Source organism: Pseudonocardia bannensis, assembly GCF_012911875.1.
GTDB lineage: Bacteria > Actinomycetota > Actinomycetes > Mycobacteriales > Pseudonocardiaceae > Pseudonocardia > Pseudonocardia bannensis.
On sequence record NZ_JAAXKZ010000041.1, the window covers coordinates 1 to 18,590 of the forward strand.

General features: G+C 72.9%; 18 protein-coding genes. 12 read left to right on the plus strand and 6 right to left on the minus strand.

Features of this window, described 5'->3' with window-relative positions:
- Both HF519_RS13200 and HF519_RS13205 read left to right on the plus strand, forming a co-directional pair.
- Positions 1–1,606: DNA translocase FtsK (locus HF519_RS13200; RefSeq protein WP_246243409.1), on the plus strand; the 1,606-nt coding region annotated here is incomplete at its 5' end.
- A 239-nt stretch (positions 1,607–1,845) separates the two neighbouring features.
- Positions 1,846–2,682 carry a YceI family protein gene (locus HF519_RS13205; RefSeq protein ID WP_246243416.1) on the plus strand — a complete coding sequence of 279 codons (837 nt, stop codon included), beginning with the start codon at positions 1,846–1,848 and terminating at the stop codon, positions 2,680–2,682.
- Between the two features lie 9 nt (positions 2,683–2,691).
- Here the strand turns inward: HF519_RS13205 and HF519_RS13210 are convergent, their stop codons facing one another.
- The 3 genes from HF519_RS13210 to HF519_RS13220 all read right to left on the minus strand — a co-directional run bounded on the left by HF519_RS13210 (position 2,692) and on the right by HF519_RS13220 (position 4,672).
- Positions 2,692–3,162 (minus strand): tRNA (cytidine(34)-2'-O)-methyltransferase, encoded by a 471-nt coding sequence (locus HF519_RS13210; protein ID WP_169413217.1) that lies wholly within the window; start codon positions 3,160–3,162, stop codon positions 2,692–2,694.
- A gap of 63 nt (positions 3,163–3,225) precedes the next feature.
- Positions 3,226–4,107 carry a helix-turn-helix domain-containing protein gene (locus HF519_RS13215; RefSeq protein WP_169413218.1) on the minus strand — a complete coding sequence of 294 codons (882 nt, stop codon included), beginning with the start codon at positions 4,105–4,107 and terminating at the stop codon, positions 3,226–3,228.
- A 49-nt stretch (positions 4,108–4,156) separates the two neighbouring features.
- On the minus strand, positions 4,157–4,672 hold the full coding sequence (locus HF519_RS13220) for an amino-acid N-acetyltransferase (RefSeq protein WP_312860087.1): 516 nt from the start codon (positions 4,670–4,672) through the stop codon (positions 4,157–4,159).
- Between the two features lie 35 nt (positions 4,673–4,707).
- Here HF519_RS13220 and rimO point away from each other — a divergent pair, with 35 nt between their 5' ends.
- The 4 genes from rimO to HF519_RS13240 all read left to right on the plus strand — a co-directional run bounded on the left by rimO (position 4,708) and on the right by HF519_RS13240 (position 8,448).
- Positions 4,708–6,207: a 30S ribosomal protein S12 methylthiotransferase RimO gene (gene rimO / locus HF519_RS13225; protein ID WP_211169964.1), complete on the plus strand. Its 1,500-nt coding sequence runs from the start codon at positions 4,708–4,710 to the stop codon at positions 6,205–6,207.
- Positions 6,204–6,839: a CDP-diacylglycerol--glycerol-3-phosphate 3-phosphatidyltransferase gene (gene pgsA, locus HF519_RS13230; protein ID WP_169413220.1), complete on the plus strand. Its 636-nt coding sequence runs from the start codon at positions 6,204–6,206 to the stop codon at positions 6,837–6,839. Before rimO ends, pgsA begins: the two co-directional genes overlap by 4 nt.
- A gap of 170 nt (positions 6,840–7,009) precedes the next feature.
- Positions 7,010–7,387, plus strand: coding sequence for a helix-turn-helix domain-containing protein (locus HF519_RS13235; protein WP_169413221.1), 378 nt, complete (start codon positions 7,010–7,012; stop codon positions 7,385–7,387).
- A gap of 233 nt (positions 7,388–7,620) precedes the next feature.
- Positions 7,621–8,448, plus strand: coding sequence for a PspA/IM30 family protein (locus HF519_RS13240; RefSeq protein WP_169413222.1), 828 nt, complete (start codon positions 7,621–7,623; stop codon positions 8,446–8,448).
- 190 nt (positions 8,449–8,638) lie between these two features.
- Here the strand turns inward: HF519_RS13240 and HF519_RS13245 are convergent, their stop codons facing one another.
- Positions 8,639–9,487, minus strand: coding sequence for a DNA-formamidopyrimidine glycosylase family protein (locus HF519_RS13245; RefSeq protein ID WP_169413223.1), 849 nt, complete (start codon positions 9,485–9,487; stop codon positions 8,639–8,641).
- A 189-nt stretch (positions 9,488–9,676) separates the two neighbouring features.
- On the opposite strand from HF519_RS13245, the gene HF519_RS13250 reads away from it, so the two are divergent.
- The 6 genes from HF519_RS13250 to HF519_RS13275 all read left to right on the plus strand — a co-directional run bounded on the left by HF519_RS13250 (position 9,677) and on the right by HF519_RS13275 (position 14,592).
- On the plus strand, positions 9,677–10,594 hold the full coding sequence (locus HF519_RS13250; protein ID WP_169413224.1) for an ABC transporter ATP-binding protein: 918 nt from the start codon (positions 9,677–9,679) through the stop codon (positions 10,592–10,594).
- The gene (locus HF519_RS13255; RefSeq protein ID WP_169413225.1) at positions 10,591–11,331 is read left to right on the plus strand and encodes an ABC transporter permease; all 741 of its coding nucleotides are present in this window, start codon (positions 10,591–10,593) and stop codon (positions 11,329–11,331) included. Before HF519_RS13250 ends, HF519_RS13255 begins: the two co-directional genes overlap by 4 nt.
- A gap of 13 nt (positions 11,332–11,344) precedes the next feature.
- Positions 11,345–12,637 (plus strand): sensor histidine kinase, encoded by a 1,293-nt coding sequence (locus tag HF519_RS13260; RefSeq protein WP_169413226.1) that lies wholly within the window; start codon positions 11,345–11,347, stop codon positions 12,635–12,637.
- Positions 12,634–13,311 carry a response regulator gene (locus HF519_RS13265; protein WP_312860088.1) on the plus strand — a complete coding sequence of 226 codons (678 nt, stop codon included), beginning with the start codon at positions 12,634–12,636 and terminating at the stop codon, positions 13,309–13,311. Before HF519_RS13260 ends, HF519_RS13265 begins: the two co-directional genes overlap by 4 nt.
- 30 nt (positions 13,312–13,341) lie before the next feature.
- Entirely contained in the window at positions 13,342–14,016 is a 675-nt protein-coding gene (locus HF519_RS13270) for an AIM24 family protein (RefSeq protein ID WP_169413227.1), read from the plus strand.
- A 69-nt stretch (positions 14,017–14,085) separates the two neighbouring features.
- Positions 14,086–14,592 (plus strand): hypothetical protein, encoded by a 507-nt coding sequence (locus HF519_RS13275; RefSeq protein WP_169413228.1) that lies wholly within the window; start codon positions 14,086–14,088, stop codon positions 14,590–14,592.
- 8 nt (positions 14,593–14,600) lie between these two features.
- Here the strand turns inward: HF519_RS13275 and HF519_RS13280 are convergent, their stop codons facing one another.
- Both HF519_RS13280 and HF519_RS13285 read right to left on the minus strand, forming a co-directional pair.
- Entirely contained in the window at positions 14,601–16,613 is a 2,013-nt protein-coding gene (locus HF519_RS13280; RefSeq protein WP_169413229.1) for an acetoacetate--CoA ligase, read from the minus strand.
- Between the two features lie 10 nt (positions 16,614–16,623).
- A complete protein-coding gene (locus tag HF519_RS13285) occupies positions 16,624–18,564 on the minus strand; it encodes a flavin-containing monooxygenase (RefSeq protein WP_169413230.1) in 1,941 nt (646 codons plus the stop codon).
- Positions 18,565–18,590: the final 26 nt, after the last annotated feature.

The following is an 18,590-nucleotide window of genomic DNA, read 5'->3' on the forward strand; positions in this document are numbered from 1 at the left end:
CGCGAAGACCCGCCCGCCCGCCGCGGTCGCCGCGGCACCGGTCTCCGAGCCCGACCCGCCCCCGGCCGCCGGGGAGCAGCTGCGGATGACCGTCGGGGAGACGGCGGGATCGGCCGACTACGTGCTGCCGCCGTCGGACCTGCTGCCCACCGGGCCGCCGCCCAAGACCCGCAGCAGCGCCAACGACGCCATGATCGAGGCGATCAGCGGCGTGCTCGACCAGTTCAACGTCGACGCGCAGGTCACCGGCTTCACCCGGGGCCCGACGGTCACCCGTTACGAGATCGAGCTCGGCCCGGCCGTGAAGGTCGAGAAGATCACCCAGCTGACCCGCAACATCGCGTACGCGGTCGCCACCGACAACGTCCGGCTGCTGGCACCGATCCCGGGCAAGTCCGCCGTCGGCATCGAGGTGCCCAACACCGACCGCGAGATGGTGCGCCTGGGCGACGTGCTGCGCAGCGGCAACGCCCGCAAGGAACAGCACCCGCTGGTGATCGGGCTCGGGAAGGACATCGAGGGCCACTTCCTGGTCGCCAACCTCGCGAAGATGCCGCACCTGCTGGTCGCCGGTTCCACGGGCTCCGGCAAGTCGAGCTTCGTCAACTCGATGCTGGTCTCGCTGCTGTCGCGGGCCACCCCGGACGAGGTCCGGATGATCCTCATCGACCCGAAGATGGTCGAGCTGACGCCCTACGAGGGCATCCCGCACCTCATCACGCCCATCATCACCCAGCCCAAGAAGGCGGCCTCCGCGCTGTCCTGGCTGGTCGAGGAGATGGAGCAGCGCTACCAGGACATGCAGGTCAACAAGGTCCGCCACGTCGACGACTTCAACCGCAAGGTGCGGTCCGGGGAGATCACGGCGCCGCCGGGCAGCGAACGGGAGTACCGGCCCTACCCGTACATCCTGTGCATCGTCGACGAGCTGGCCGACCTGATGATGACGGCCCCGCGCGACGTCGAGGACGCGGTCGTGCGGATCACGCAGAAGGCCCGTGCGGCCGGCATCCACCTGGTGCTCGCCACGCAGCGGCCGTCGGTCGACGTCGTCACCGGCCTGATCAAGACGAACGTGCCGTCCCGGCTGGCGTTCGCGACGTCGTCGCTGACCGACAGCCGCGTCATCCTAGACCAGCCGGGTGCCGAGAAGCTGATCGGTATGGGCGACGGGCTGTACCTGCCGATGGGCGCGGGCAAGCCGACCCGCATGCAGGGCGCCTTCGTGGGGGACGAGGAGATCGCCGAGATCGTCGCCTTCACCAAGCAGCAGGCCGAGCCGACCTACACCGACGGCGTCACCGCGGCCAAGTCGGGCGAGCAGAAGGAGATCGACCCGGACATCGGCGACGACCTCGACGTGCTGCTGCAGGCGGCCGAGCTCGTGGTCACCTCGCAGTTCGGCTCGACGTCGATGCTGCAGCGCAAGCTCCGCGTCGGGTTCGCGAAGGCCGGCCGGCTGATGGACCTGCTGGAGTCGCGCGGTGTCGTCGGGCCCTCCGAGGGCTCCAAGGCGCGCGACGTGCTCATCAAGCCCGACGAGCTGGAAAGTGTGCTCTGGCTGATGAGGGGCGGGGGAGGGCCCGCACCCGGCGAGGAGGGGTGAACCACGGCACGGGCCCGTCCCACCCGACGGAACTGTCCGTAGCGGCGCGCGGACACCCTGTGGTGATCCCCACCCTGGCCTGATCGCGCCGGCAACTACCGTGCGTGCCAGAGTAGGTGATCGATCGGTTCCGACGGACGGATCCGACCGATGTCGGAACGGAGATGGCTCAGGGGATGTTGCGTTTCTTGCGACGGGGTGAACGGGCCGGTCGTGGCGCCGATACCGGGCGGCACGCGATGATGCCGATCCCGCTCACCGGTGGACTGCTCAGCGGCCAGGTGCGCGATGCCGAGGGCCGTCCACTGCCCGGGGCCGAGATCTCGGTGTTCGACCGGTCGAGCCGCCGGGTGGCCCACGCCGACAGCGACCCCTTCGGCTACTTCTGCGCGGCCGTGGTGCCCGGTGAGTACCGGGTTCGCGCCGAGGCGGGCGGCTACCAGAGCGTCACCGACATGGTCGAGGTCGACTGGGGCAAGCACGCCCAGCTCGGCGAGGTCGTGATGGCGCCCGACGACACCCAGCAACCACCGATGCCGGGCGTGTACGACATCGACCTCGACCACTCCGCGGTTCGCTTCGTGGCCCGGCACATCGCGCTGTCGAAGGTCTACGGCCAGTTCAACGAGTTCCGGGGCCAGATCCAGATCGCCGAGTCGTTCGAGGACTCGCACGTCGAGGTGGTCATCGAGGCGGCGAGCGTCGACACCAACGTCCCCGTGCGTGACGCCCACCTGCGCTCGCCCGACTTCCTGGACGTGGAGCGCTTCCCTCAGCTGCGGTTCAGCAGCACCCGGTTCTCCCGCCGCGGCGGCAACAAGTGGCTCATCGACGGGGAGCTCACGCTGCACGGGCTGACCAGCGACGTGCAGCTGGACACGACGTTCCTGGGCATGCAGGAGTGGGCCGGCATCCGGGCCGGCGCGATCGCCACCACCGAGCTGCACCGCGAGCACTTCACCCTGAACTGGCAGCAGACGATCGCCCGTGGGCTGCCCGTGGTGGGTTCCACGATCGCGATCACCCTGGACGTGCAGGGGATCCTGAAGGGATCCGGAACTCACCGAACCGGGTGACGGGCCCGCTCACGGCCCGTCCGGCCTGCGGAAGCCGTGCTGGCGCCAGGCCTCGTACACCGCGACGGCCGCCGCGTTGGCCAGGTTGAGCGACCGGGAGGTCGGGAGCATCGGCAACCGCACCCGGTCGCTGATCTGCGGGGCGTGCTCGACCTCGGGCGGCAGCCCGGCCGACTCGCAGCCGAACAGCAGCACGTCCCCCGGGGCGTAGGCAACGTCGGTGTAGCACCGGGTCGCCGTGGTGCTGAACGCGTAGACGGGGGCCGGCAGCAGGGCCTGCCAGGCCGCGTCGAGGTCGGCGTGCACGTGCACCCGGGCGAGGTCGTGGTAGTCCAGCCCGGCCCGGCGGACGTTGCGCGCGTCCAGCGAGAACCCGAGTGGCTCGACGAGATGCAACTCGGCGCCGGTGTTGGCGGCCAGCCGGATCGCGTTGCCGGTGTTGGGCGGGATCTCGGGGGCGTGGAACACGATCCGGAACACGCGGAGATCCTCGCGTGGGGCCCGCCGGCGCCGGTAGGGGGTGCCGAAGCGGCCGCGCCGGTCTCACGCCCCCGGGCGAGGTGCCGTCGGAGCGGTGGTCTCGGGCCGTTCGGCGAGCCAGGCGGTGGCGGTGAGCCCGGCGAGGTCGCGGAAGTCGCGGGCGAGATGGGCCTGGTCGACGTAGCCGCACCGGGCGGCCACCTCGGCCAGCGCGGGCCGGCGCGGGCCGCGCAGCAGGTCGCAGGCCCGCTCGAAGCGGATCACCCGGGCGGCTGCCTTGGGGGACAGGCCGACCTCGCGGCGGAACCGGTCGGCGAGATGCCGGCGGCTCCAGCCGACCTCCCGGGCCAGCGCTCCGATGCGCAGCGTGCCGCCGGTCGCGGTCAGCCGGTCCCAGGCGTACCCGACCTCGGGCGCGGTCCCGGCCGGGTCGGCGCCGCGCTGCCCGGGGGGCACGAGGCCGGCGAGCGCGGCGTCGAGCAGCGCGAACCGCTCCGCCCAGCCGGGCGTGGTGGCGAGCCGGTCGAGCAGCGGGGCGGTGCGGCGGCCGAGCAGCGCGGCGAGGTCGACGACGTCGCCGGCCAGCTCACCGGCCGGGACGCCGAGCAGGACGCGGGCACCGCGCCAGGTCAGCCGTAGCTGCAGCCCGGTCTGCGGGGCACCCTGGGCGATCACCGCCGGTGCGTCGTGGAGGCCGCCGACCATCGCGACGAACGAGCCGGGGGCGCGCGCCGGGTCGGGCATCCGCAGGACCTCGACGGTGCCGTCGAGGCAGAGCAGGAACGTCAGGTGCGCCGACGGGACACCCTGGTGGGTGCCGGGCTCGGCGGCACCCGTCCGGTAGCCGGAGTAGGCGGTGACGAACGGCTGCAGCGCCGCCGCCGGCCGGGCCCGGATCATCTCGTGGCCCGTCTCCCGGGCATCGGGGCCGGCCGGCGCGACCATGATCCGAGGCTACCGCCTCCCGCGCCCGGACACGGTCACCGGAACAGCGTCACTCGCGCCCGGGTGGGGGCAGCCGCAGCATCATCCGCACGTTGCCCAGGGTGTTCGGTTTGACGTGTGCCAGGTCCAGGAACTCGGCGACGCCGGCGTCGTAGGAGCGCAGCATCGCGGCGAACACGTCCGGCGACACAGGGGTCCCGTCGATCTCGGCGAACCCGTGCCGGCCGAAGAAGTGCTTCTCGAACGTCAGCACGAAGAGCCGCTCCAGCCCCAGGTCACGGGCGTTGTCGATGAGCGCGCTGACGATCGCGTGTCCGACGCCCTGACCGAGCACCCGGGGGTCCACCGCGACCGTCCGGATCTCGCCCAGGTCCTCCCAGAGCACGTGCAGCGCACCACAGCCCACGACCTCGCCGTCGATCTCGGCGACGAGGAACTCCTGCACCGATTCGTAGAGCGTGACGATCTCTTTCGCCAACAGGACCCGACCGGCGTAACCGTCCACCAGGGACTTGATCGTCGTCACGTCGGCGGTCCTGGCCCGCCGCACGGCCACCACTGCCACGACGGGTCAGAGTAGATCACGGGGGGCCGTCTACCCTGGTCCGTGTGTCGACACCCCGCAGAGCTGCCCTACTGACCCTGGGCTGCGCGCGTAACGAGGTCGACTCCGAGGAACTGGCCGGCCGGTTGGTCGGGAGTGGTTGGGAACTGGTGGAGGCCGATCCGGGTGCCGACCCGGACGCGGGTCCCGCACCGGACGTGATCGTGGTCAACACCTGCGGCTTCGTCGAGCAGGCCAAGAAGGACTCGATCGACACCCTGCTGGCCGCCTCGGATGTCGCGAAGGCCAGTGGTGCCAAGGTGGTCGCAGTCGGCTGCCTGGCGGAGCGGTACGGCGCCGAACTGGCGGAAAGCCTGCCCGAAGCCGATGCCGTGCTCGGCTTCGACGCCTACCCCGAACTGGCCGAACGCCTCGGCGACGTGCTCGGCGGGCACGCGCCCGCCCCGCACGTCCCGGTGGACCGCCGCACGCTGCTCCCCATCTCCCCGGTCCAGCGCCCGGCCGCCGTGGCCGACGTCGCGGTCCCCGGCCACGCCTGGGTGCCCGACCTGTCGCGGCGCCGGCTCGAGGACCGCCCGTTCGCTCCGCTCAAGCTGGCCTCCGGCTGCGACCGGCGGTGCGCGTTCTGCGCGATCCCGTCCTTCCGCGGCGCGTTCGTGTCCCGGCCACCGGCCGACGTGCTGGCCGAGGCGGCGTGGCTGGCCGGCCAGGGCGTCCGCGAGGTCGTGCTGGTCAGCGAGAACTCCACCTCCTACGGCAAGGACCTGCCCGGCGACACCCGGGCGCTGGTCGACCTGCTGCCGCGGATGGCCGCGGTGCCCGGCATCGACCGGATCCGGGTCAGCTACCTGCAGCCCGCCGAGGTCCGTCCCGACCTGCTGAAGGTCATCGCGACCACCCCCGGCGTCGCGCCGTACTTCGACCTGTCCTTCCAGCACGCCAGCCCGGCGGTGCTGCGCCGGATGCGCCGCTTCGGCTCGCGCACGGACTTCCTCGACCTCTGCGAGCGCATCCGCGCCCTGGCCCCCGAGGCCGGCATCCGCAGCAACGTCATCGTCGGGTTCCCCGGCGAGACCGAGGAGGACGTCGCCGAGCTCGAGGCGTTCCTGACCGGGGCGCGTCTCGACGCGGTCGGCGTGTTCGGCTACTCCGACGAGGACGGCACCGAGGCCGCCGGCTACGACGGCAAGGTCCCGGCCGACGAGGTCGCCGCGCGGGTGTCGCGGATCTCCGCGCTGGTCGACGAGCTGATGACCCAGCGCGCCGAGGACCGGATCGGTACCGAGGTCACGGTCCTGGTCGAGCAGGCCGAGGACGACGACTTCGAGTGCACCGGCCGGGCCGCGCACCAGGCCCCTGAGGTCGACGGCGAGTGCGTCTTCGAGCGCGGCTCCGGTCTCGAGGTCGGCGATCTGGTGCGTGCCGTCGTCGTCGATACCGAGGGTGCCGACCTCGTCGTATCGCCGAGGGAGATCCTCCCCCGGGCGGTGTCCGCTGCGGAGGACCCCGCGGCCGCCGCCCTGGGGCGCGGGTGAACTCCGTCCCGGCGGGGGGCGCGTCCACCCCGCCGGGCGGCGCTCCGCCGCTGCTCAACATCGCCAACGTGCTCACCGGGTTGCGCCTGGTGCTGGTGCCGGTGTTCGTCGCCGCGCTGTTCGTGGAGTCCGGCCGCGACGTGGACTGGCGACTGATCGCGTTCGCCGTCTTCGCGGTGGCCGCGTTCACCGACAAGCTCGACGGCGAGATCGCCCGCAAGCGCGGCCTGGTCACCTCGTTCGGCGCGATCGCCGACCCGATCGCCGACAAGGCCCTCACCGGTTCGGCCCTCGTCGGGTTGTCCGTGCTGAGCCTGATCCCGTGGTGGATCACCATCGTGATCATGGGCCGGGAGATCGGGATCACGCTGCTGCGGTTCTGGGTGCTGCGCCACGGGGTGATCCCGGCCAGTCGCGGGGGCAAGGCCAAGACCTTCGTGCAGACCCTCGCGATCGGGCTCTACCTGCTGCCGTTGACCGAGCTCCTCGGGGGCGCGGTCGCCGTCGACATCGCGCGCTGGACGGCACTCGCCGTCGCGCTGGCGCTGACGGTCGTCACCGGACTCGACTACGTGCTGCGCGCGCTGCGCCTGCGCGCGGCGGCGTCGGCGGCCCTGCACGACACCCCCTGAGCGGCTCCCGACCGCTGCGCGGTGCGCTCCGCCCGGCGCCGGTGTTCGCCGTGAGCGGACACGTCGGACCGCTCCATGACGGACGCGGATCGGCCGGAGTGGGTACGGTGAGGCGCACCGGGCCGATCGCGGATCGGCCCGGCCGGGCGGCGGGTGCGAGGAGGGGTGGCATGGCTGTGCTGCTGCGTGAGGCGATCGGCGGCAGCCTTCGGCGGGCCCGCACCGCGCGACGGCGGACGCTGCGGGACGTCTCCCAGCGCGCCCGGGTGAGCCTGGGCTACCTGTCGGAGGTGGAGCGCGGCCGCAAGGAGCCTTCCAGCGAGCTGCTCGCCGCGATCTGCGAGGCCCTCGACATCTCGCTGCCCGACCTCATCGCGGCCGCGGCCGAGGACATGGCCGCCGCGCTGCGCCCGCAGATGGTGGTCCCGATCGGGCAGCGGCACGCCGACCTGCGCATTGCCGGCCTCGCCGACCCACTGACGAGCCCGCAGCCGGCGTCGGCGCTCGCGCCGTCCGCGCCCGTCGCCCGGGTCAGCGCTGCCGCCTGAGTCCTGTTCTTCCGTTCTGTCCGGCTCCGCCCTCGACGGTCGACCTCGTCCGTTGGGTAGCCTGGTCTGCGGGTCGCCCCCCGGGCGGCCTCCGGAAGATCCCCGATATCGTCGGTGTGCGCTGGAAGCAGGCCCCGTGCAATGCCACGATGGGGCGAAGCAAGCGGCGAACCGACGCCCCAGTCGGACGGCGCGGTGGCAGACGGTGTCGCACTCGGAGGTAGGCGGAGCAGATGGCCAACGCTTTCACGAAGGCCTGGAAGTACCTGATGGCGTTGTTCTCGTCGAAGGTCGACGAGTACGCCGATCCGAAGGTGCAGATCCAGCAGGCCATCGAGGACGCTCAGCGGCAGCACCAGGCGCTCTCGCAGCAGGCGGCTGCGGTGATCGGCAACCAGCGGCAGCTCGAGATGAAGCTCAACCGGCAGCTGGGCGAGATCGAGAAGCTGCAGGCCTCGGCCCGGCAGGCCCTCGTGCTCGCCGACCAGGCCCGGGCCCAGGGCGATGAGACGACCGCCCAGCAGCGCGAGCAGGCGGCGCAGGCCTTCGCGACCCAGCTGGTCACGGCCGAGCAGTCCGTCGAGGACCTGAAGACCCTGCACGACCAGTCGATCCAGGCTGCGGCGCAGGCCAAGCAGGCCGTCGAGCGGAACTCGATGATGCTGCAGCAGAAGATCGCCGAGCGGACCAAGCTGCTCAGCCAGCTCGAGCAGGCCAAGATGCAGGAGCAGGCCGCGGCCTCGCTGCGTCAGATGACCGAGCTCTCCGCGCCGGGCAACACCCCCTCGCTGGAGGAGGTGCGGGACAAGATCGAGCGGCGCTACGCCAACGCGATCGGTTCCGCCGAGCTCGCGCAGAACTCGGTGCAGGGCCGGATGCTCGAGGTCCAGCAGTCCACGGTCGACATGGCCGGGCAGAACCGGCTCGACCAGATCCGCGCGTCGCTGCACGGCACCCCGGTCGCCGGTGAGGTGAGCTCGGGCTCGCAGCAGCCGACCACCCAGCTCCCGGCCTCCCCGCAGAGCGGCCAGCAGACCCAGCAGCAGCCGGGCACGGCCTGACCCTCGCCCCTCACGACACGCCCGTCCCGGTCCGCCCGGGGCGGGCGTTCGTCGTCCGCCGCGGGGCCGGCCGCGGTGTGCTCGTCCGTGATCGCCGCACGGAGGGCCTGCGCGCTCTCCCGGTGACCCATGATCGCCGTACGGGAGCGGGCAACCGCCACGCGCGCGGCCACAGCTGCCGGAACGGCGATCACGGCCGGGACGTGCGCCGCTCCCCGCGGCCGGCTGCGCGACCGCCGCGGGGCGCCGGGCCGGGCTGGCAGCGGGGGCACCAGTACGCCACCCGGGCGTAGACGCCGTCGCCCTGGTCGGCGGTCCGGATCCGGGTGCCGCAGCGGCGGCAGCGTTGCCCGGCGCGCTCGAACACCCAGTGCGCCTCGCCCGGGTGCAGCGACCCGGTGGTGCTCTGCTCCGGGCGGTCGGCGTTGCGCAGCAGGAGCTTCCGCGACAGCGCGACGGCCCCCGGCAGGTCGGGGACGTCGCGTACGAGCGTCCACGGGGAGAGCCCGAGCAGGAAGCAGACCTCGGCCTTGTAGAGGTTCCCCACGCCCGCCATGACGCGCTGCTCGAGCAGCGCCAGCCCGATCTCGGCGTCGCGGCGGGCCTCCAGCCGGCGCAGCGCCTCGGCGGCGTGCCCGTCGTCCCAGGCCGGGTCCAGCAGGTCCGGGCCGAGATGGCCGACGAGCCGGTCCTCGGCGACGGTCGGCAGCAGCTCCATGTCGTGCAGCGCGAACCCGACAGCGACCCGGTCCTCGGTCTCCAGCACGGCGCGGGCCTCGTGGGTGGGCCGCCGCCAGCGCATCCCGGGCCGGTAGAGGTGCCAGGAGCCGTCCATGCGGAAGTGGCTGTGCAGGCTGCGGCCGTCGTCGAACCGGGTGAACAGGTGCTTGCCGACACTCGCGACCCCGAGCACCGTCAGGCCGGCGAGATCGTGCTCGACCAGCCGCGGGTGCCGCAGCTCCCCGCGCAGCAACCGGTGGCCGGAGAGCGCCGCGTGCAGCCGCTTGCCGGCGAGGTGGACGGTATCGCCCTCGGGCACGACGCCGACGGTAGCCGCCACCGGACCCGTTCGCCGCCCGCGCGACGCTCGGCGGAGCCGGGGTGGGCGGCCGCCCGGGTGGCAGCCCCCGCGCATCCACCGATCGGTGGATCGCCGGTCCACCGGCCGGGCCGTATCCCGAACCGGGCGTCCGATCCGTACGCCCGGCCCGCCCGCCAGGCTCGGAGCATGCCTGTCATCGAGGTCCGCGACCTGCACAAGCGCTACGGCGACCACGTCGCCGTGCACGACGTCTCGTTCGCCGTCGAGGAGGGGGAGATCTTCGGCATCCTCGGCCCGAACGGTGCCGGCAAGACCACGACGGTCGAGTGCATCGAGGGGTTGCGCACCCCCGACGGCGGCACGATCCGGGTCCTGGGCCTCGATCCGCAGCGTGACGGCGACGAACTGCGCCGTGCGGTCGGGGTCCAGCTGCAGGATTCGAAGCTGCCCGAGCGGATGACCGTCGGCGAGGCCGTCGCCCTCTACGCGTCGTTCCACCCTGATCCGGCTGACGGCGACGAACTGCTCGATCGGCTCGGGTTGGCGGCCAGGCGGAGGACCCGGTTCGGCGCGCTGTCCGGGGGCCAGCAGCAGCGCCTGGCGATCGTGCTGGCCCTGATCGGCCGGCCGCGGATCGCGGTGCTCGACGAGCTGACGACCGGCCTGGACCCACGGTCGCGGCGCCGGACGTGGGAGCTCGTCGAGCAGATCCGTGCCGAGGGCGTCACGGTCCTGCTGGTCACCCACGTCATGGAGGAGGCCGAGCGGCTGTGCGACCGGATCGCCCTCATCGACGCCGGGCGCGTCGTGGCGATCGACAGTCCGGCCGGTCTCGTCGAGCGGGTCCAGGCGCCTCAGCGGATCCGGTTCCACCCGTCGGAGCCGATCCCCGATGCGTTGCTGCTCGCCCTGCCCGAGGTGACCGCGGTCGAGCAGCGCGACGGCCGCGTCGAGGTCAGCGGCACCGGAGACGTCCTCGCCGCCGTCACGAGCACGCTCGCCCGGCGTCGCATCGTGGTCGCCGAGCTCCGGATCACCCAAGCCCGGCTCGACGACGCGTTCGTCGCCCTCACCGGGACCACCGAGGAAGGAACCGGAGCATGACCGGTCTGCGTGCCCTGACGCTCTGCGAGTCGCGACTGTTCCTCCGCGACCGCGCCAACGCCTTCTACACGTTGCTGTTCCCGGCGCTGCTGCTCGCGGTGCTCGGCCTGATCCCGTTCTTCGGCGACCGCCCACCGGAGCTCGGCGGGCTCCGGCTGATCGACGTCTACGTGCCCGTGGTGATCGCTCTCGCGCTCGCGGCGACGGCCCTGCAGGGCCTGCCCGCGCTGCTGGCCGGCTACCGCGAGCAGCGCGTGCTGCGCCGGCTGCGGACGACGCCGGTGCGGCCGGAGACGTTGCTGCTCGCGGTGCTGCTGATGACGCTGGGCGTCACGGCGGTCTCCATGGTGCTGGTGCTGGCCGTCGGGCGGCTCGGGTTCGGCGTGGCGCTGCCGGCCAATCCGGTGGGCTTCGCGCTGGCCGTGCTGCTGGCCGCCGCTGCCGTCCACGCGCTGGGCCTGCTGGTGTCGGCGGTCGCGTCGACCGGGCGCGCCGGCAGCGCCCTCGGTTCGCTGCTGTTCTTCCCGCTGATGTTCTTCGGCGGGATGTGGCTGCCCCGGGACGCGATGCCCGCACTGCTGCGCGCGATCAGCGACTACACGCCGCTCGGGGCCGGCGTCGGCGCGATCCAGGCGGCGTCGGCCGGCTCCTGGCCGCAGCTGCTGCACCTCGGGGCGCTCCTGGTGTGGACCCTGGCGGCCGGCTGGATGGCCGCTAGGTTGTTCCGCTGGGAGTAGGGGGGCCTGGAGGATGGTCGAGCGCGAGGCGCCGATCGGTGGGGTCCGGTCACGGCCCGAACACCGCCTCGATGTCGTCGAACGTCGTCTCGAGGTGCTCATCGACCGGTTCGCGCCGTTCCTCGGGCTCGGCCTGGGCCTGGTCCTGACGGTGTTCGCGTTGCCGCCGCAGTCCGCGGCCTACTGGGCGATCACCGGCGCGCTGGCGGTGGTCACCGTGGGGTGGTTGCTGTTCCTCGCGGCGTTGCCGGCGGCCCGGGCGGACGAGCCGAGGACGGGCGCGGTCTACATGACCGGTTACATCGTGCTGATGGCGGCGCTCACCCACCAGTCCCCGTTCTTCGCCTTCATGGTTCTCGGGGCCTACGGGCACGCGGTCCGCTATCTCCGGGGCAGGTGGCGGTTCGTCGCCGTCGCGGCGTCGGCCACCGTCGCCGCCTACTCGCAGATGGGCGGCCGTCTGGCCGAGGCGTCCGCCACCTGGCTGGCCGGGCTCGTCGCGCTGATGGTGACCAACATGATCGTCGCGGGCGGCCTCACCTGGTTCGGCGCGATCAGCGCGCAGCAGACCGAGCGGCGCAAGCGGGTCATCGCGGAGTTGGAGGACGCCAACGCGAGGCTGAACGCCGCGTTGGAGGAGAACGCCGGGTTGCAGGTGCAGCTGCTGGCCCAGGCCCGGGAGGCCGGGGTGCTCGACGAGCGCCGGCGGATGGCCCGGGAGATCCACGACACCCTCGCCCAGGGTCTGACCGGCATCGTCACGCAGCTGGAGGCCGCCGACGCCGCCGGGGACGACCCCGGCCTGCGCCGCCGCCATCTCGACGTGGCGCGATCCCTGGCCCGGGAGAGCCTGACCGAGGCGCGCCGCTCCGTCGACGCCCTGCGCCCCGGCCGGCTCGAGGAGGCGCAGCTGCCCGACGCGGTCACCGATCTGGCCAAGCGGTGGGCCGAGACATCCGGGGTCGCCGTGCGCGTGGACACGACCGGAGAGCCCCGTCCGCTGCTGCCCGAGCTCGAGGTGACCCTGTTCCGGGTGGCGCAGGAGGCGTTGGCGAACGTGGCGAAGCACGCCGCGGCGAGCACCGCCGGCCTGACGCTGTCCTACATGGACGATGTCGTGGTGCTGGACGTGCGCGACGACGGCGCCGGGTTCGAGCCGGGTTCCACGAGCGGGGGGTTCGGGCTGGCCGCGATGGAGCAGCGGGTGCGCCGGGTCTCGGGCACCTTCACCGTGGAGAGCGTGCCCGGGGACGGGACGGCGCTGAGCGCGAGCGTGCCGGCGATCCCGGCGGAGGTGCAGGCGTGACCGAGCAGCGAGGAGGCTCCGTGGCCGGGCCGATCCGGGTACTGATCGTCGACGACCACCCGGTGGTCCGGGACGGGCTGCGTGGCGTGCTCGCCGGGGAAGCCGGCATGGAGGTCGCCGGCGAGGCCGGGAACGGCGCCGAGGCGCTGGCGCGGGTGGCCGCCGCCGCGCCCGACGAGCCGATCGAGGTCGTGCTCATGGACCTGCGGATGCCGGTGATGGGCGGGGTGGACACGATCCGGGAGCTGCGCCGCGTCGCACCCTCGGTCCGGGTGCTCGTCCTCACCACGTTCGACACCGACCGCGACGTGCTGCCCGCGATCGAGGCGGGCGCCACCGGCTACCTGCTCAAGGACGCCCCGCGCGAGGAGCTGCTGCGCGCGGTCCGGGCCGCGCACCGGGGCGAGGCGGTGCTGTCCCCGGCGGTGGCCGGGCGGTTGATGGGCCAGGTCCGGGCGCCCGTCCAGGATGCGCTGAGCGAGCGCGAACTTCAGGTACTGCGGCTGGTCGCCGCCGGTGCGACGAACCGGGAGGCGGCCCGGCGGCTGTTCATCAGCGAGGCGACGATCAAGACCCACCTGTTGCACATCTACGCGAAGCTCGAGGTGCGGGACCGGGCCTCGGCGGTGGCAGCGGGCTTCCAGCGTGGCCTGCTGCTGCCCGGCGGGGGATGAGAACCGCCCGGATCGGCCAGGATGGCGACCATGCGGAGCAACCTGTTCGAACAGCAGCACGCCGAGGTCACGACCAACCAGCGGTTCACCCTGCAGTCGTCGAAGATGCTCAAGGTCGTGCTCGGGCCCGACCTGCTCGCGCTCAAGGGCAGCATGGTCGCCTATCAGGGCCGGGTCGAGTTCAACCACGAGGGTGCGGGCAGCGTCGGCAAGCTGGTCAAGCGACTGGTGACCAGTGAGGACACCCCGTTGATGCGGGTCCGCGGGCAGGGCGAGGTGTTCTTCGCCAACCGGGCGCAGAACATCTTCCTCGTCGCCCTGGAGGGCGACGCGATCAGCGTCAACGGCACCAACCTGCTCGCGTTCGACGCCGAGCTGAGCTGGGACGTCCGGCGGGTCAAGGGCGCCGGGGTCGCCACCGGGGGTCTGTTCAACACCGAGATCGGGGGGCACGGCACCGTCGCGCTGACCTCCGACGGGGACCCGCTGCTGCTGGACTGCTCGCAGCAGCCGACCTGCGTGGACGTGCAGGCAGCCGTGGCCTGGTCGGCCAACCTCGTGCCCCAGGTCGTGTCGAGCATGAACGTGCGCTCGCTGCTGCGCGGCGGCAGCGGTGAGGCTCTGCAGTACGCCTTCCACGGGCCGGGTTTCGTGGTGGTGCAGCCCTCGGAGGGGATGCCCGTGGCGACCCAGCAGGGGAGCTGAGCGGAGGCGGCGGATACGGCCCCCGGCCGGGCCTGTCCAGCGCCCGCCGGGCGTCCTACCGTCGAGATCGTGACCACGCAGAGTGCGCCACGCGCCGGTCGGCCGCTGCGGGCGCTGCTGCTCGTCGTCGGTCTGGCCGCCGCGCTGGCTGTCGGGTGCGGCGGCCCGTCCGGCTCGTCCGCGTCGGGACAGGCCGCGAGCGCGACGCTGGCCGACACCCTGGACAAGCTCCGGCTGATCGGCCGTGACGAGTGCGCGACGCACCCGTCCGCGACGATCTACCCCCGGTGCACCCGGTTCCTGCGGGAGCTGGAGAACGCCCTGAACAGCGTCAAGAACGAGGCCAAGGAGCTGCCGCAGGCGGGGTCCATCAACGGCGCCGTCCAACCGATCGAGTCGGCCATGGACGACTTCACCCAGCGGGGGTGTGCGCCCCCGCCGGGTCAGCCGCCCTCCGGGACGGGAGGCCCGGTGGACGCCCCCTGCGTTGCGGACCTCACCGAGGTCCAGAGCGGGCTCCGGCAGCTGGTCGCCGTGCTCTCGCCGGTGGTGTCCGAGGGCGCCACCCCCCGCTGAGATGGGCGTCAGCCCTCCCGTGCGGGGTCGCCGTGCGGCTGCAGGGTGGCGAACGCCGCGACCGCCGCGAAGTCGCTCACCGCGTCGGGGCTGACGACCTCGGCCGCCGGTCGCCCGCGCAGGATCTGCTTGATCGGCGTCTCCAGCTTCTTCCCTGTCAGGGTCCGCGGGATCGCGGGGACCGCGTGCACCACGTCCGGCACGTGCCGCGGGGAGAGCTCGCTGCGCAGCGCGTCGCGGATCCGGCCGCGCAGTGCGTCGTCGAGCGTGGCGCCGCCGCGCAGCGCGACGAACAGCAGCAGCTGACCGGCCCCGCCGCCGGCGTCCTCCAGATGGACGACGAGGCTGTCGGTGATCTCGGGCAGCTCCTCGACCACCGTGTAGAACTCCGCCGTGCCGAGCCGGACCCCGCCGCGGTTCAGCGTGGCGTCGGAGCGACCGCTGATCACGCAGCTGCCCCGGTCGCTGAACTCGACCCAGTCACCGTGGCGCCACACCCCGGGGAAGGTCTCGAAGTACGACGACCGGTAGCGCGCATCCCCGGGGTCGTTCCAGAACCGCACCGGCATCGACGGCATCGGTGCCCGGACCACCAGCTCACCCAGCTCACCGACGACCTCCCGGCCGGCCGCGTCGAACGCCGCGACGTCGGCGCCGAGGCACGGCGCGGCCAGCTCCCCTCGGTACACCGGCAGCCACGGGCCGCCCCCGACGAACGCGCTGCACACGTCGGTCCCGCCGCTGATCGGGTTGAGCAGCACATCCGGGCCGAACCGCTCGTACACCCAGTCGAAGCCCTCGGCCGGCAGCGGCGCCCCGGTGATGCCGATCTGGCGCAGCTGCGGCCAGCGGGCCGGCTGCACACCGTCCTTGCGGCAGGCCATCACGAAACCGGGAGAGGTGCCCATCAGGGTCGCCCCGGTCTCGGCGGCCAGCCGCCACTGCGCTTCCAGGTCGGGCCACAGCGGGTTGCCGTCGAGCAGCACGATCGCGGCCCGGTGCAGCAGCGCGGAGATCGTGATGTTCCACATCGCCCATGCCGTCGTCGTGAACCACAGCGCGCGGTCGCCCGGCCGGGTGTCGAGGTTGAACGCGTGCAGCTTGAGGTGTTCGAGCAGGATGCCGCCGTGCCCGTGCACGATCACCTTGGGCAGCCCGGTGGTGCCGGAGGAGAACAGCACGTAGAGCGGATGATCGAACGGCACCGGGTCGAACGCGAGCGGACCCGGCTCGGACAGCATCGCGTCCCAGGTCAGCGTGCCGGGCCCGGTGTCGGCCGGCGCGTACGACCCGTACGGCACCGCGACGACGTGTTCGACGCTCGGCAGTCCCGTGCGGATGGCCGCCACCTCGTCGCGCTTGTCGATGTGCTTGTCGCCGTAGGTGTAGCCCGCCACGGTGAGCAGAACCCTGGGCTCGATCTGGGCGAACCGGTCGACGACGCTGCGCGCGCCGAACTCCGGCGCGCACGACGCCCAGATCGCGCCCAGGCTCGCCGTGGCCAGGAACGCGACGAGCGCCTCGGGAATGTTCGGCAGGTAGGCGACCACCCGGTCCCCGGCACCGATCCCGAGCCGGCGCAATCCCGCCCGGGCCCGGGCGACCTGGTCGCGCAGCTCGCCGAAGGTCAGCTCGCTCGGCTCCCGGGTCTGGGACCGGGCGATGACGGCGGTCCGGTCCCGATCCTCCTCCAGCCCCAGCATGTGCTCGGCGTAGTTCAGCGTCGCACCGGGGAACCACTGCGCGCCCGGCATCTCCCGCGAGGCGAGCACCCGCTCGTACGGGGTGTGGGCGCGGACCCCGAAGTGGTCCCACACCGAGGCCCAGAAGCCCTCGAGGTCGTCGACCGACCAGCGCCACAGTGCCGCGTGGTCGGCGAACTCCCGTCCCCGCTCGGCCAGCCCGCGCACGTAGCGGCCGAGGGCGGTGGTGTCGAGGGCGTCGGGGGCGGGCTTGCGGAGTACGGCACCGGGGGCGTGCGGACTGACGGTGCTGACATCGGCGGCAGCGGGGTCGCTCATGTCGGGATCTCTACCGCACGACGGGCTCGGTCCGGAAGTCTGCGAGATCGGCGGAGCGCGTCATCGACCAGTAGTCGACGATGCGCCAGGGCAGCGTGGAGACCACCCGGCCGGCGTCGTTGCGGTACCAGTTGTCCATCCCGGGGTGGGTCCAGATCATCCGCGCGTGCGCGTCGTCGTGGCGGCGGACGTAGGCGGCCTCGACCTCGGGCCGGCACTCCACCGCGCCGATGCCGCCGTCGATCATGGAGACGAGCAGGTCGACGATGTAGCGCACCTGGCACTCGGCGATCGTGATGTAGCTGCCGCCGTGGCCGAGCACCGTGCCCGGCCCGCAGGTGATGAACAGGTTCGGGAAGCCCGCGGTGGTGATGCCCAGGTGCGCGGTCGCGTCCTCGGGGCCCCAGACCTCGCGGATCGAGCGTCCGTCGCGGCCGCGGACGTCGATCGGGTGCAGCAGCTTGTGGGTCTCGAAGCCGGTCGCCAGCACGACGACGTCGGCCTCGCGCTCGGTGCCCGCGACGCTGCGCACCCCGGTCCCGGTGATCTCCGCGACCGCTTCGGTGATCAGCTCGACGTCGTCGCGGCGCAGCGCCGCGAACCAGCCGTTGTCCAGCAGCATCCGCTTGCCGAAGGGCGGGTAGTCCGGAAGCGCCTTGGCCACCAGGTCCTCGCGGCCCTCGAGCTGGGCGGTGAGGTAGCGGGTGAAGACGCGGCGGTGGGCGTCGTTGATCGCGTTGACCGACCGGTCGGCGTGCTCCCACTCCGGGTCGACCTGCAGCGACGGGTGCACGCGGTCGTTGAAGTTCCAGGCCAGCCGGGTGCGGTACCAGCGGCTGTAGAACGGCACGTGCGCCATGAGGTGGTGCACCGCGTCGCCGACCGGGGCGAAGTACACGTCGTTCGGCGCCGCCCACTGCGGGGAGCGCTGGAAGATCGTCACCTGCGCGGCGTCGCCGGCGATGGCGGGGACGATCTGCATCGCGCTGGCCCCGGTGCCGACGATCGCGACGCGCTTGCCGGTGAGATCGAGGTCGGCCGGCCAGTGCGCGGAGTGGAAGATCGGGCCGCGGAACGCGTCGAGCCCCGGCAGGGCGGGCACCTTGGGCCGGTTGAGCTGGCCCGTCGCGGTGATGACGGCGTTGGCCGTCAGCTCCTGCCCGTCGGCCGTGCGCACCGTCCAGCGCTGCCGCGCCGCGTGGTACTCGGCGGCGGTCACCTCGGTGCCGAACCGGATGACGCGGCGCAGGTCGTGGCGCTCGGCGACGTCGCGCAGGTAGCGGTAGACCTCGTCGCGCTTGCCGAAGTGGGTCGACCAGGCCCGGGGGGCGAACGAGTACGAGTACAGGTAGCTGGGCGTGTCGACTCCGGCCCCGGGGTAGCGGTTCTCCAGCCACGTGCCGCCGACGTCGTCGTTCTTCTCCAGCACGACGTGGTCGATGCCGGCCTCGGTGAGCTTGATCGACGCGAGCATGCCGGACACACCGGCGCCGATCACGATCACGGAGAAACCGGTGGCGCTGCCGGTGCGCGGTGCCCGGGCCGGGGCGGGCGCGAAGCCCATGTCCTCGGCCGTCATCTCGGCGTACTCGGCCGGGACCTCCTCGCCGACGGCCAGGCTCATCAGTTCGACCAGAGCGTCCCCGGTCGGGGCCGGAACCGCGGGTGGGCGGCCGTCGGCCCAGGCCAGCACGGCGTCGACCGCGGCGGCCCGGATCCGCGCCTGCACGGGCGGGGGGAACCCACCGTCGTCGTTGTCGTCCATACCGCGGCTGCGGGTGGGGCGGTACGGGTCGGCCAGCCACGCGCGGTCGCCGGTGAGCTGGAACAGCACGGCGACCAGCGTGGGTAGGTTGGCGTGCTCGACGGCCCGGGCCAGGGCGGCCCGGTCGCGCGAGGGCGTCGCGCCGGACGCGTCCGCAAGCGCCCGCGGGGCGTCGACCTCGGTCATGGCGGGCCTCCTGTATCCGATCATGT